Below are 13,124 nucleotides of genomic sequence, written 5' to 3' on the forward strand. Positions count from 1 at the left end.
GCTTCGTCAGTTGTTCTCCGCCGGGCGCCGGAGCTACCTCCCGCCCCGGTGGCCCGTCACCGACGCGATCCACCGGATGAAGTCGCCCGGGTCCTGGTCGGCGCCGTGTCCGGCGTCCCAGTAGTAGAGGGTGTTGACGTCGTCGCCCAGGCCGGTCAGGCGGGCGGCGAGGTTGCCGGCGACCGTGTGCGAGGTGTCGGTGTCCTTCGTGCCGAGGCGGATCCACCAGTGCCTGGCCCGGTTGCCGTTGACCTTGTCGACGAGGTGGTACATCGGGTTCATGAGGTGGAGCTTGGCGGGGACGTCCTCGTCGAGGCGCGCGCCGCTGCCGCCCTCGTGGCGGAGGCTGTAGAGGGTGAAGTGGCGGGCCTTCGTCGTCCCCGTGCCGTAGAGGTTGTTCTCGGGGGTGGAGAGGTCGAAGGCGTCGAAGGACGGGGCGTTCTTCTTGCGCGCGCCGACGTGGGTGAGGAAGTCGGCCCAGGAGAAGCTCGCCCGGCCGCCGGACCAGGTGATGAAGGTGTGGGCCGCCAGGTACGTCTCGCGGTCCGCGTCCGACAGGGTCGCGAGGTACCGGGTCGCCGACGGCTCCATGTGGGTCTTCAGCAGATAGTCGTCCAGGTTGCGGGCGGTGAGGGCTCCGAAGCCCTTCGCCCGCAGTTTGAGGGAGGCGAGGTGGTCGCCGTACGCGGTCCTCAGCTCCTTGGAGATCGTCTGGTCGACCTGCGCGCCGCTGCCCAGCGGGTTGGTTCCCCAGCACCACTCGTACGCCATGTCGGCGTGCTCCAGGTCGGTGATGGGGCACCAGGCGCCCGTCGCGAAGATGGCGTCGCTCGCTTCGGCCGCGCCGATCTCCTCCAGGTAGGGGCGGTACAGCGGGCTGTCGCCCGACGCGCCGAGCAGTGACGACAGGGCGCCGCCCGCGCTGACGCCGGAGGAGACGATCCGGTTCACGTTCCCCGGTATCCGGCCCTTGTTGAACTTCACGTACCGTACGGCGGCCTTGAGGTCGACGATGGCCGCCGGCGCGGTGCCGTAGTACACGCCGGACGAGTCGACGAGGGTACGGCCACGGGCTCCCGGCTCGACGACGACGTACCCGGCGGCGAGGGCGAGCGCCTGCCGGCTCGTCCCGCCGCCCATGCCCGAGGCCGTGATCCCGGTGTTGTTCGCGACGCTCGACGGCATGTATCCGCCGACGGAGTTGGCGAAGAGGATGGGGGCGCCGGAGGCGTCGACAGCCGTGCCGTCGATCTTCACGGGGACGCTGACGTTGAGGGACTGGTAGGTCGCGTCGACCGGGTTCGCCACGTAGGAGGCGACCTTGTGGAAGTGGTAGACGACCTCGTGGGCGGTGCCCTCGGTGTCGGTGATGCCGATGGTCAGCTCGGTGTAGGCGTCGGGGTCGAAGACCAGGGACGGGTCCGGGGACGCCGAGGACTCCGAGGACGCCCGGCTCGCCGCGCGTGCGCCGGAGGCGAATCCGACCGCCGGTATCGCTGCGGTCGCGCTGAGCCCCATGACCACTGTCCTACGCTTCACTTCACGTCTCCTGTCTTCGCGACTCGTTCGAGCAGCCGGACAACAACCGTTTGCTCGTGCGCAGTTGGGCGCGGCCCCGCTGGACGCGGGCACGCCGCCAGTGCACCAGCCGTTTCTTAAGACCTCCTTTGTGTCCCGGCGACAGCGCGGGGAACCGGCCACCCGCCCCAGCTGGCCCGACCACCTCCGTTCCGCCCTCCCCACCTGCGAACCGCGCTAATCGCCCACAAAATTGTCAGCAATTTTGGCGTAAATCTTGTGCGCGCCAGACGAGCGTGTACCGCCAGAACATCCGGCGCCGAAGCCGAGCGCCGGGCAGCACACGCCGCGCCTCCCGGACGATGTCACCGAAGCCCGTCTCCGCCGCCCGCGTCACGGCGGTCATCGAGACCGGCCGCGCCACCGCACGCCCCCTGCTCTTGACCCAACCGACGACGGCGTTCGCCGGAACGGAGGCGAGGCTGAGCAGATGGTCCACGAAGCTCTCCTCACGAGCCAGACCGACCACCACCAGCGTTCCACCAGGCCTCAGTTGTCCCCGGAAGCGCGTGAGCGTCTCACTCAGCGGCAGGTGGTGGAGCACGGCAACGCAGGTGATGACGTCGTACGACCCGCCAGGCCCCCCGTCCAGCGCGTCCGCCACGCTGAAGGCCACGGGAGCAGCCGAGGAGCCCGACGGAGTCAACTCCCGCGCCCGCTCCACGATCCCCGGATCGGCGTCGATCCCGTGCACCTCCCGTGCCCTCCCCGCCAGCAGCCGCGCCAGATCGCCACTCCCGCACCCGACATCCAGCGCCCGATCGAAGCGCCGCGGCAACTGGCGCAGGATCCAGCGGTGGTAGTGCGCGTTGTGGTCCCAGGGGTGCGCGGCGTTGAAGCGGTGCAGGGCCTGGAGGAGGCGGTGCTTCAGCTCGGTCATACGGCCAGTCCACCAGAGGAGGACACGCCGACGGGCCGCCGTCCACCACCGGAGGACCACGCCGACGGGCCGCCCCCGCACGTCGTGGGCGGCTCAGCGCCTACCCGAACACCACATCCGCCAGCCGCGCGACCTGGTCCACGTCCGAGGACCAGCAGTACAGGATCACTTCGTCCGCCCCGATCCCGGCGAACCCGGCGACGGTGTCCCGAACCGCCTCCGCGCTCGTGAGCAGGCCGTCGGCCATGTAGTCCGCGCGGCCCGTGAAGGCGTAGTAGCGCAGGAGGTTGGCGCGGGCGTCGTCGATCATCGACGACTCGCCCACCGCGACGTTGGCCTGGGCGACCAGCCGGGGCCGTCCCGGCCGTTCGTGCTTCTGCCAGGCCTTCTCCACGTCGCGGAAGAGCCGGTCCATGTGTGCCGGAGGCAGGGCCGCGCCGAGGAAACCGTCGCCCCAGCGTGCGACGCGTTCGAGCGCTGCGGGAGCGAAGCCGCCGAAGAGGACCTCGGGGCCGCCGGGGGTGGCGGGCAGGGGGCCGATGGGACCGACGCCCTCCGCGTAGGGCCGGCCCGCCCAGGTCCAGCGCAACGACTCCATCTGTTCGTCGAGGCGACGGCCTCGGCGCCGTAGGTCGGTGCCCGTGACCCGGCAGTCGTCCTCCCGCCCGCCGACGCCGATGCCGAGGGTGAAGCGGCCGCCCGAGAGACGGTCGAGCGTGGCGGTCTGCTTGGCGAGGATCGCGGTGTTGTGGTGCGGGGCGAGCAGGACTTCGGTCTGGACGCGGACGCGGGTGGTCGCCCCGGCGAGGACGGCCAGGGTCACCAGGGGTTCGGGGTTGTCGTAGACGACGCGGTCGAGCAGCCCGAGGGTGGTGAAGGGGCTCGCGTCGGCTTGACGGGCCCAGGTCAGCAGGGCGTTGGGGTTGTCGATGGGAAGGCCGAGGCCGATGTTCACGGCGGAACTCCTGAGAGAGGCGAAGGGCATGCGGAAGTCGCTGCCGCCCCTCCTTGGGTCACGCACCGGCCGATGAACCGTGTGCGCGCCCGCCCGCTCCCGTTCTGCGGCGTCGTTCTGGGGAGCGTGGCGCCGGAGTCCGCTCACGGTATCCCGGTGCTCCCGCCTCCGGCGATCGAATTAAGTCGGAGGGGAGACAGGAGAGTCAGGGAACAGACCGCCTGCGGCTGTTCACGATCGCGGTGAGGGCCACTAGCGTGAACGCATGCTCACGGTCGAAGTCACCGAGATCTTTCCGTGTACGCCCGACGAGTTGCTCGACTTCGTGATGGACGTCGAGCGGTACGCGCTGGTGGACCGCAAGCTCCGCCCCGTGCTGTGGACCCGGCGCGAAGGGGACCTTCTGGAGTTCGCGTTCCGGCCCAGACTGGTCGGCCTCCCGGCGCCGAAGACAGTGGCGCGGGCGCGGCTGACCCCGGGTCACCGCGTCGACATCGAACTCGCCCCGCCACCTGCCAACCGCCTGACGAAGCTGGCGTCGGACTTCGACGCCAGCTTCGTGTGCACGCCGGTCGAGGGCGGGACCCGCCTCGTCCGCACCCTCAACTTCCGGTTCCGGCCCCCGTTGAGCTGGCTCGCGACACCGCTGCTGCGACGGCCGCTGACCGCCGACGTCCAGGGGGAGGTGCGGCAGGCCAAGGAGTACATCCAGCGGCAGAAGCGGACACCCTGAGTCCGCTCCCGCCGCCCGGCCCAGCCGAGGAGTTCGGCTGGGCCGGGCGGCTGAGGACTTGAGCGCAGAAGTTCAGCTCAGGAGCTCAGCTGAGGAGCTCAGCTCAGGAGTTCACCCCAGCAGCTCAGCTCAGGAGTTCACCCCAGCAGCTCAGCTGAGGAGTTCAGCTCAGCGACTTCAGCGACGCCGCGTCGTACGGCGCCAGCTCGTCGAAGCGGCCCGCCAGCACCTTCGCCGCCCACTCCGGGTCCTGGAGCAGGGCGCGACCGATGGCGACCAGGTCGAACTCCTCGGCCTCGATACGGTCCAGCAGGTCGTCGATGCCCCGGACCGTCGAGCCCTCACCGGCGAACGCGCGCAGGAACTCGCCGTCCAGGCCGACCGAGCCGACGCTGATGGTGGGCTTGCCGGTGAGCTTCTTGGTCCAGCCCGCGAGGTTGAGGTCCGAGCCGTCGAACTCGGGGAGCCAGTAGCGGCGCGTGGAGGCGTGGAAGGCGTCCACACCGGCCGCGGCCAGCGGGGTCAGCAGCGCCTCCAGCTCCTCCGGCGTCTCGGCGAGCTTCGCGTCGTACGCCTCCTGCTTCCACTGCGAGTAGCGGAAGATGACGGGGAAGTCCGGGGACACGGAGTCCCGTACCGCCGCCGCGATCTCCGCCGCGAACTTCGTACGCGCCACGAGGTCGCCGCCGTAGGCGTCGGTGCGGCGGTTGGTCCCCTTCCACAGGAACTGGTCGATCAGGTAGCCGTGGGCGCCGTGCAGTTCGACGCCGTCGAAGCCGATGCGCTCGGCGTCGGCCGCGGACTTGGCGAAGGCGGCGATGACGTCGTCCAGGTCCGCTTGCGTCATCTCCTTGCCGGTGCCGGGCGTGCCGTCGAGGCGCAGGCCGGAGGGGCCGACCGCAGGGGCGTCCGCGAAGGGGGGCTCGCCCGCCTTGCGCACCATGCCGATGTGCCACAGCTGCGGCACGATCGTCCCGCCCGCCGCGTGCACCGCGTCCGCGACCTTCGCCCAGCCGGCGAGCTGCTCCTCGCCGTGGAAGCGCGGGACGCTGTCGCTCTGCCCGGCCGACTCGTGGCCGACGTACGTGCCTTCGGTGACGATCAGCCCGACGCCCGCGGCGGCGCGGCGCGCGTAGTACGACACCACGTTCTCCCCGGGGATGCCTCCGGGCGAGAACATCCGGGTCATGGGCGCCATCGCGATCCGGTTGGGCACGGTCAGCCCGTTGATCGAGACGGGCCGGGACAGGATCTCGGCGGCTCGGGAGGTGGAGGCGGCCAGTGTCACGGTGAAGCTCCTCGGAGAGATCGGGGACGTCGAGAAGGGGTGCACGGCATGCGCATTCCGGGCGGTATGTGTATGCGCATTGACCGTCCGTCAGAACAACCGCCCCTGGCGTCACCCCATTCCGCAACCGCCACCTCCTGGACTGTGAGCCCGGACACGCCCGAGGGCGGCACCCCCTGTCTCCAGGGAGTGCCGCCCTCGGTACTGGACGGACGGAGCCGATCCGGATAACCGGATCAGAAGTCCATGTCACCGCCCGGCATGCCGCCACCGGCGGGCGCGGCGGCCTTCTCCGGCTTGTCGGCGATGACGGCCTCGGTGGTGAGGAACAGCGCGGCGATCGACGCGGCGTTCTGCAGCGCGGAGCGCGTCACCTTGGCCGGGTCGATGATGCCCTCGGCGATCATGTCGACGTACTCACCGGTCGCGGCGTTCAGGCCGTGGCCGACCTGGAGGTTGCGGACCTTCTCCACGACGACGCCACCCTCGAGACCACCGTTCACGGCGATCTGCTTGAGCGGGGCCTCGAGCGCGAGCTTCACGGCGTTGGCGCCGGTCGCCTCGTCACCCTCGAGCTCCAGCTTCTCGAAGACCTGGGAGGCCTGCAGCAGGGCCACGCCACCGCCGGCGACGATGCCCTCCTCGACGGCCGCCTTCGCGTTGCGGACGGCGTCCTCGATGCGGTGCTTGCGCTCCTTGAGCTCGACCTCGGTGGCGGCACCGGCCTTGATGACCGCGACACCGCCGGCGAGCTTCGCCAGGCGCTCCTGCAGCTTCTCGCGGTCGTAGTCGGAGTCGCTGTTCTCGATCTCGGCGCGGATCTGGTTCACCCGGCCGTTGACCTGGTCGGAGGAGCCGGCGCCGTCGACGATGGTGGTCTCGTCCTTGGTGATGACCACCTTGCGGGCCTTGCCCAGCAGGTCGAGGGTGGCGTTCTCCAGCTTGAGGCCGACCTCCTCGGAGATGACCTCGCCGCCCGTGAGGATGGCGATGTCGCCGAGCATGGCCTTGCGGCGGTCACCGAAGCCCGGGGCCTTGACGGCGACGGACTTGAAGGTGCCACGGATCTTGTTGACGACCAGGGTCGACAGGGCCTCGCCCTCGACGTCCTCGGCGATGATCAGCAGCGGCTTGCCCGACTGCATGACCTTCTCCAGGAGCGGGAGCAGGTCCTTGACGGAGCCGATCTTGGAGTTGGCGATCAGGATGTACGGGTCGTCGAGCGACGCCTCCATACGCTCCATGTCGGTGGCGAAGTACGCCGAGATGTAGCCCTTGTCGAAGCGCATACCCTCGGTGAGCTCCAGCTCCAGACCGAAGGTCTGGGACTCCTCGACGGTGATGACGCCTTCCTTGCCGACCTTGTCCATCGCCTCGGCGATGAGCTCGCCGATCTGGGTGTCGGCGGCGGAGATGGAGGCCGTGGAGGCGATCTGCTCCTTGGTCTCGACATCCTTCGCCTGCTCGAGCAGCGCACCGGAGACGGCCTCGACGGCCTTCTCGATGCCGCGCTTGAGGGCCATGGGGTTGGCGCCGGCGGCTACGTTGCGCAGGCCCTCCTTGACCAGGGCCTGGGCGAGAACGGTCGCGGTGGTCGTACCGTCACCGGCGACGTCGTCCGTCTTCTTGGCGACTTCCTTGACCAGCTCGGCGCCGATCTTCTCGTACGGGTCCTCGAGCTCGATCTCCTTGGCGATGGACACACCATCGTTGGTGATCGTGGGGGCGCCCCACTTCTTCTCGAGGACGACGTTGCGACCCTTGGGGCCGAGCGTCACCTTGACGGCGTCCGCGAGCTGGTTCATGCCGCGCTCGAGGCCGCGCCGTGCCTCCTCGTCGAACGCGATGATCTTGGCCATGTGAAGTGGTCCCTCCAGGACTGGGGGTGATTCCTTCGGACCGCGCCCGCGCCCGCGACGGACGGCTCGCGGGCCTCGTGGTTCCTTGCCCCACTTGACCTGCGGGCCTCACCGACCCGGTCCTTCGTTGTCACTCTCACCTTCAGAGTGCTAACGCCAATGATTAGCACTCGACCCACCCGAGTGCAAGGTGCGCTCGCGTAGCGAGCTCCTTGAGGGGCGGTGGTCGGGTGACGGGTGGGCGCAAGCGCCTGAGGATGATCCGCAGGTGAACGCACCCGTGCGCCCGCGTGCGCCCACCCCTCCACCCACCCCTCCGTCCACGACCGGCCCCACGACCCCGGACAGGCCGAAGGGCCCGTACCCAGGGGATCAACTCCCCATAAGGCACGAGCCCTTCGAAGAAAAACGAAGTGCGTCGCTGCTGTTTCAGTCGGCGCGTGCTTCAGCCGGTCGCCAGCCGGACCATGTCCGCCTGCGGCCCCTTCTGACCCTGCGAGATCTCGAACTCGACCCGCTGGCCCTCCTCCAGGGTGCGGTAACCGTCCATCTGGATAGCGCTGTAGTGGACGAATACATCCGCACCACCGTCGACCGCGATGAAGCCGTACCCCTTCTCCGCGTTGAACCACTTGACGGTGCCCTGAGCCATGCCTAACTCCCCTATTACTGGCCCTTGCGCAGACCCACACTTCGCGGATCCGGGTCAGACCTCACCCCCCAACGGTTGGGGGTGTGCGCCGGAACGCGTCGACCGCGGCTGAATGTATCTGTCCAACTGCCGTCTGCAACAGGTCAATCGGACGAGAAATCTGGACACGACCGGTCGGGAATGTACGGAGAATTCGCCCGAATTCGGGGCAAGTCGGGCCCCATAAAAGGAACATAAGGCGCAAAAGCCTCGCCCACTTTGGCTACTTCATAGCGGGCGCGCGGCAAGAACTCATATGCACCCGGCGGGAATCGGGAGCGTGAATCGAACCGGGTTCCCCAACTGTACCGTGCTCAACCATAGAGAATGGCCCCCTCCGCTTCTCTCACGGAGGGGGCCATTCGATGAACTCTCGGTAACCAATGTTACCGAAGGTAATAATCGGTCGGTCAACCGGTTCTCTCAGCCGCCGGCGACGGCCGGAATGATGGACACGCCGGCCCCGTCCGGGGTCGCCGTCTCCAGCCCCTGCTCGAAGCGGACGTCGTCGTCGTTCACGTACACGTTCACGAACCTGCGCAGCTTGCCCTGGTCGTCCAGGACCCGGGCCGCGATACCGGTGTGGTTCTTCTCCAGGTCGGCGATGACCTCGGCGAGGGTCGCCCCCTCGGCAGCCACCTCGGCCTGACCGCCGGTGTAGGTACGCAGGATGGTGGGGATGCGGACGTTGACGCTCATGGGGTGGGACCTCCCGGTGGGGTACTGCTGTGGCTGAGGGGGGCGCGCCCCGAAAGGGGCGCGAGGCACTGCGCGACCAGCCCCCACCGGCCCGCAGCATGAAAACTTACGCGAGGCCGGCCTCACGGAACGAGTCCAGGTTGGGACGAATGGTCGCCGTCACCCCCGTACCGGCAACGGCGTCCAGCGTCTTGAGACCGTCACCGGTGTTGAGGACGACCGTGGTCAGGGCCGGGTCCAGCACACCGTTCTCGATCAGCTTCTTCGTGACACCGACGGTCACACCACCGGCGGTCTCCGCGAAGATGCCCTCCGTCCGCGCGAGCAGCTTGATCGCGTCCACGATCTGCTCATCCGTCACGTCCTCCACGGCGCCGCCCGTCCGCCGGGCGATGTCGAGAACGTACGGACCGTCCGCCGGGTTGCCGATGGCGAGCGACTTGGCGATGGTGTCCGGCTTCTGCGGCCGGACGACGTCGTGACCGGCCTTGTAGGCGACGGACACCGGCGAGCAGCCCTCGGCCTGCGCACCGAAGATCTTGTACGGCTTGTCCTCGACGAGCCCGAGCTTGATCAGCTCCTGCAGACCCTTGTCGATCTTCGTGAGCTGGGACCCGGAGGCGATGGGCACGACGATCTGGTCGGGGAGCTTCCACCCCAGCTGCTCGCAGATCTCGTACGCCAGCGTCTTGGAGCCCTCCGCGTAGTACGGCCGCAGGTTGACGTTGACGAAGCCCCAGCCCTCACCGGCCGGGTCGCCGATGAGCTCGGAGCAGAAGCGGTTCACGTCGTCGTAGTTGCCCTCGATGCCGACGAGCTCACCGCCGTAGACGGCGGCCATGACGACCTTGCCCTGCTCCAGGTCGTGCGGGATGAAGACGCAGGAGCGGAATCCGGCGCGCGCGGCGGCGGCCCCCACGGCGCCGGCGAGGTTGCCGGTCGAGGAGCAGGACAGGGTGGTGAAGCCGAAAGCCCGCGCGGCCTCCAGGGCCTGGGCGACGACCCGGTCCTTGAAGGAGTGCGTCGGGTTGCCGGAGTCGTCCTTCACGTACAGCCCGCCGGTCACGCCGAGCTCGCGCGCCAGGTTGTCGGCCTTGACGAGCTCGGTCCAGCCGGGGTTGAGGTTGGGCTTGCCGGCCACGTCGGCGGGGACGGGCAGCAGGGGCGCGTAGCGCCAGATGTTCGCGGGACCCGCCTCGATGCGCTTGCGGAGCTCCTCCGTGTCGTAGGAGGAGAAGTCGTACGCGATCTCGAGCGGGCCGAAACACTCCACGCAGGCGAAGACCGGGCCGAGGGGCACGCGGTGACCGCACTCGCGGCAGCTCAGGGCCGCGGCGGGACCGAGGTCCACGGCGGAGGCGGCGGAGGTGTCGGAATCGGTGGATCCGGTTGCAACAGTCTGTGCAGCCATGTGAGGGGAGGCCCTTTCTCCTCATCTTCCTCACGACGCATCTCGCCGTGAGACGGATTTGGCACCTTCCCAAGCCGGGAGCCTCACCACATCAACGTGGTCAGACCGGCTGGAGGGTTGCCGGGGCTTCATCGGGCCGTGTCCCTCTGCCCCTCTGGATGAGCGGTATGCGGTTGTGTACGCGGTTGTTGATCGTGGAACGCGACGGCGACCCCGCAATGCGATGGTCATCCGCCTTGCTCAAGACTGTAACCGAAGGCCAGGAGAGTTGAGATAGCCGTCCGCACCGCGAGATGGATCACACGAAGAGTTACCGTGGTCGAAGAGTGAGGAGCCGCAGACCGTGCTGAACGAAGTCGAACGCTGGCTGAGCACCCGCTCCTGGTCCGTGACCGATCGCCCGCTCCACCGCGTCCTGGCCGCCAAACGTTCCTCGGGCCAGTCGGTGAGTGTCGTGCTGCCCGCGCTCAACGAGGAGGAGACGGTCGGCGAGATCGTCGCCGTCATCCGCCACGACCTCATGGCCCAGGTCCCCCTCGTCGACGAGATCGTCGTCGTTGACTCGGGATCGACGGACCGCACCTCGGAGGTGGCCGCCGCCGCGGGCGCGACGGTGGTGCACCGGGACGAGATCCTCCCCCGCATCCCGGCCGTGCCCGGCAAGGGCGAGGTCCTCTGGCGCTCCCTGCTGGTCACCCGCGGGGATGTCGTCTGCTTCGTCGACGCGGACCTGAAGGAGTTCTCGTCGGACTTCGTCCTGGGCATCGTGGGCCCGCTGCTCACCGACCCGGGCGTCGACCTGGTCAAGGCGATGTACGACCGCCCGCTCGGCACTGAGTTGGATTCGCTCGCCTCCGGCAAGACCGCGGGCCAGGGCGGCCGGGTCACCGAACTCATGGCCCGCCCCCTGCTCAACATGCACTGGCCACAGCTCGCGGGCTTCGTCCAGCCCCTGGGCGGCGAGTACGCGGCCCGGCGCAGCCTGCTGGAGCGGCTGCCCTTCCCCGTCGGCTACGGGGTGGAGCTCGGCATGCTGGTCGACGCCCTCCACCTGGTGGGCCTGGACGCCCTCGCCCAGGTCGACGTCGGCGTCCGCAAGCACCGCCACCAGGACGGCCAGGCCCTCGGCCGCATGTCCGCCGCGATCTACCGCACGGCCCAGCTCCGCCTGGCCCGGGGCCACCTGATCCGCCCGGCCCTGACCCAGTTCGAACGGGGCGCGGAGGGCTTCGAGCCGCGCACGTACTCGGTGGACACGGAGGAGCGGCCGCCGATGACGGAGATCGAGGAGTACGTGGAACGAAAGGCGGCGTGAGCGCCCCGTCAGGGGCGCGGGGAACGGCGCGACAAGCCACGACGAACCGGCACCCGCGCAACAACAGTTCCCCCCGAGCTCTTGGGCACCGTGGGCCACGCGGCGGCACCGCACGTTTGAGCGGTTCCCCGGAGGGCTAAGTTGACGAGCATGGCCACCGCTTCCACCAACGGCGCCCCCATCCTCGTCGCGTCCAACCGCGGCCCGGTCTCCTACGCCCTGGACGAGACGACCGGCGAGCTCACCGCCAAGCGCGGCGGAGGCGGCCTGGTCTCCGGACTGTCGGCGATCGGGCCGGAGGCCGGCGCGGTGTGGGTGTGCTCGGCGCTGAGCGAGGGCGACCGTGAGGCCGTACGGCGCGGAATCGTAGGGGCGGGGCCGGAGGCCCCTCCGCAGAAGGGCGGTGGTGGGCGACGGGCGGGAGAGGCCGGCGTACGGATGCTCGACATCGACGCCGCCACCCACGCGGACGCGTACAACGGCATCGCGAACTCGGTGCTCTGGTTCGTGCACCACATGCTGTACCAGACGCCCCTGGAGCCGGTCTTCGACGCGGAGTTCCGGCGGCAGTGGGCGTCGTACGAGACGTACAACCGGGCGTTCGCCGAGGCGCTGGCCGAGGAGGCGGGCGAGGGCGCGGCGGTGCTGGTCCAGGACTACCACCTGGTCCTGGTTCCGCGGATGCTGCGCGAACTTCGTCCCGACCTGCGCATCGGCCACTTCTCGCACACGCCGTGGGCGCCCCCGGAGTACTTCCGGATGCTGCCCGACGACATCGCCGCGAAGGTACTGGGCGGCATCCTCGGCGCGGACCGGGCGGCGTTCCTGACGCAGCGCTGGGCGGACGCGTTCACGGACTGCTGTCACGCCGTGCTCGGACCCGGCATCCCGTCGGGGACGCGGATCGGGGTCCACGGTCTGGGAGCCGACGCGGACTTCCTGCGCGGGCGGGCGCACGAGGCCGACGTGGACGAGCGGATGATCTCGCTGCGGGAGCAGATCGGTACGGCGCCGGACGGGAGCCCGCGCCGCTCGATCGTGCGGGTGGACCGCACCGAGCTGTCCAAGAACATCGTGCGGGGGCTGCTGGCGTACGGGCAGTTGCTGGAGGACGAGCCGTCGTGGCGGGAGCGGGTCGTCCATGTGGCGCTGGCGTACCCGTCCCGGCAGGACCTCAAGGTGTACCGGGACTACATGGACGAGGTGCGGCGGGTCGCGGAAGCGATCAACTCCCGTTACGGCACGGCGGACTGGACTCCGGTCGTCCTCCACCTCAAGGACGACTTCGCGCGCTCGCTGGCGGCGTACCGGCTGGCCGACGTGGCGCTCGTGAACCCCATCCGGGACGGGATGAACCTGGTCGCGAAGGAGGTGCCGGTCGTCTCCGACGAGGGGTGCGCGCTGGTGCTGTCGCGGGAGGCGGGGGCGTACGAGGAGCTGGGCGAGGACGCGGTGGTGGTCAACCCGTACGACATCGTGGGGACGGCGCGGGCTCTGCACGAGGCGTTGTCGCTGCCGGTGGGTGAGCGGGGAGAGCGTATGAAGCGGCTCGCTGCCGCGGCGACGGCGCTGCCGCCGACGCGGTGGTTCCTGGACCAGCTGCACGCGCTGGACGACTAGCTTTTCCTCGCCCCCGCCGCCCCTACCCGTCCCATCCCCGGGGCTCCGCCCCGGACCCCGCTCCTCAAACGCCGGAGGGGCTGAAAAATACAGCC

The 13,124-nt window shown here is 69.4% G+C and carries 11 protein-coding genes and 1 riboswitch; of the genes, 3 read left to right on the forward strand and 8 right to left on the reverse strand.

What is annotated here, in order from left to right; all coding sequences use genetic code 11:
- Window positions 1–33 precede the first annotated feature (33 nt).
- The 3 genes from AB0959_RS13040 to AB0959_RS13050 form a co-directional block, all read right to left on the reverse strand.
- On the reverse strand, window positions 34–1,518 hold the full coding sequence (locus AB0959_RS13040; protein ID WP_366826456.1) for a subtype B tannase: 1,485 nt from the start codon (window positions 1,516–1,518) through the stop codon (window positions 34–36).
- A 256-nt stretch (window positions 1,519–1,774) separates the two neighbouring features.
- Entirely contained in the window at window positions 1,775–2,458 is a 684-nt protein-coding gene (locus tag AB0959_RS13045) for a class I SAM-dependent methyltransferase (RefSeq protein ID WP_366826432.1), read from the reverse strand.
- A gap of 100 nt (window positions 2,459–2,558) precedes the next feature.
- Window positions 2,559–3,413, reverse strand: a complete 855-nt coding sequence (locus tag AB0959_RS13050; protein ID WP_366826433.1) for an LLM class flavin-dependent oxidoreductase — start codon at window positions 3,411–3,413, stop codon at window positions 2,559–2,561.
- A gap of 265 nt (window positions 3,414–3,678) precedes the next feature.
- Between AB0959_RS13050 and AB0959_RS13055 the strand changes: the two genes are divergently transcribed.
- Window positions 3,679–4,146 (forward strand): SRPBCC family protein, encoded by a 468-nt coding sequence (locus AB0959_RS13055; protein ID WP_366826434.1) that lies wholly within the window; start codon window positions 3,679–3,681, stop codon window positions 4,144–4,146.
- Between the two features lie 163 nt (window positions 4,147–4,309).
- Here AB0959_RS13055 and AB0959_RS13060 read toward each other — a convergent pair whose 3' ends face one another.
- The 5 genes from AB0959_RS13060 to thrC form a co-directional block, all read right to left on the reverse strand.
- Window positions 4,310–5,434, reverse strand: a complete 1,125-nt coding sequence (locus AB0959_RS13060; RefSeq protein WP_366826435.1) for an NADH:flavin oxidoreductase — start codon at window positions 5,432–5,434, stop codon at window positions 4,310–4,312.
- A 236-nt stretch (window positions 5,435–5,670) separates the two neighbouring features.
- Entirely contained in the window at window positions 5,671–7,293 is a 1,623-nt protein-coding gene (gene groL, locus AB0959_RS13065) for a chaperonin GroEL (RefSeq protein WP_366826436.1), read from the reverse strand.
- Window positions 7,294–7,738: 445 nt separating this feature from the next.
- Window positions 7,739–7,945: a cold-shock protein gene (locus AB0959_RS13070; protein WP_007382895.1), complete on the reverse strand. Its 207-nt coding sequence runs from the start codon at window positions 7,943–7,945 to the stop codon at window positions 7,739–7,741.
- A gap of 462 nt (window positions 7,946–8,407) precedes the next feature.
- Complete coding sequence (locus AB0959_RS13075) at window positions 8,408–8,683, reverse strand: MoaD/ThiS family protein (protein WP_119103018.1); 276 nt, start codon at window positions 8,681–8,683, stop codon at window positions 8,408–8,410.
- Between the two features lie 106 nt (window positions 8,684–8,789).
- Entirely contained in the window at window positions 8,790–10,094 is a 1,305-nt protein-coding gene (thrC, locus tag AB0959_RS13080; RefSeq protein ID WP_366826438.1) for a threonine synthase, read from the reverse strand.
- An 18-nt stretch (window positions 10,095–10,112) separates the two neighbouring features.
- Window positions 10,113–10,259: riboswitch (SAM riboswitch) on the reverse strand.
- 178 nt (window positions 10,260–10,437) lie between these two features.
- Here thrC and AB0959_RS13085 point away from each other — a divergent pair.
- Complete coding sequence (locus tag AB0959_RS13085) at window positions 10,438–11,409, forward strand: glucosyl-3-phosphoglycerate synthase (RefSeq protein ID WP_366826439.1); 972 nt, start codon at window positions 10,438–10,440, stop codon at window positions 11,407–11,409.
- Window positions 11,410–11,559: 150 nt separating this feature from the next.
- A complete protein-coding gene (locus AB0959_RS13090; RefSeq protein WP_366826440.1) occupies window positions 11,560–13,029 on the forward strand; it encodes a trehalose-6-phosphate synthase in 1,470 nt (489 codons plus the stop codon).
- Window positions 13,030–13,124: the final 95 nt, after the last annotated feature.

It is taken from the genome of Streptomyces sp. NPDC046862, from assembly GCF_040704615.1.
Classification (GTDB): Bacteria; Actinomycetota; Actinomycetes; order Streptomycetales; family Streptomycetaceae; genus Streptomyces.

Bases quoted from the DNA above. Each gene is read 5' to 3' on its own strand.
- AB0959_RS13045 (WP_366826432.1), bottom strand. From the start codon at position 2,458: ATGACCGAGCTGAAGCACCGCCTCCTCCAGGCCCTGCACCGCTTCAAC.
- thrC (WP_366826438.1), bottom strand. From the start codon at position 10,094: ATGGCTGCACAGACTGTTGCAACCGGATCCACCGATTCCGACACCTCC.
- AB0959_RS13070 (WP_007382895.1), bottom strand. From the start codon at position 7,945: ATGGCTCAGGGCACCGTCAAGTGGTTCAACGCGGAGAAGGGGTACGGC.
- AB0959_RS13075 (WP_119103018.1), bottom strand. From the start codon at position 8,683: ATGAGCGTCAACGTCCGCATCCCCACCATCCTGCGTACCTACACCGGC.
- AB0959_RS13090 (WP_366826440.1), top strand. From the start codon at position 11,560: ATGGCCACCGCTTCCACCAACGGCGCCCCCATCCTCGTCGCGTCCAAC.
- AB0959_RS13055 (WP_366826434.1), top strand. From the start codon at position 3,679: ATGCTCACGGTCGAAGTCACCGAGATCTTTCCGTGTACGCCCGACGAG.
- groL (WP_366826436.1), bottom strand. From the start codon at position 7,293: ATGGCCAAGATCATCGCGTTCGACGAGGAGGCACGGCGCGGCCTCGAG.
- AB0959_RS13040 (WP_366826456.1), bottom strand. From the start codon at position 1,518: ATGGGGCTCAGCGCGACCGCAGCGATACCGGCGGTCGGATTCGCCTCC.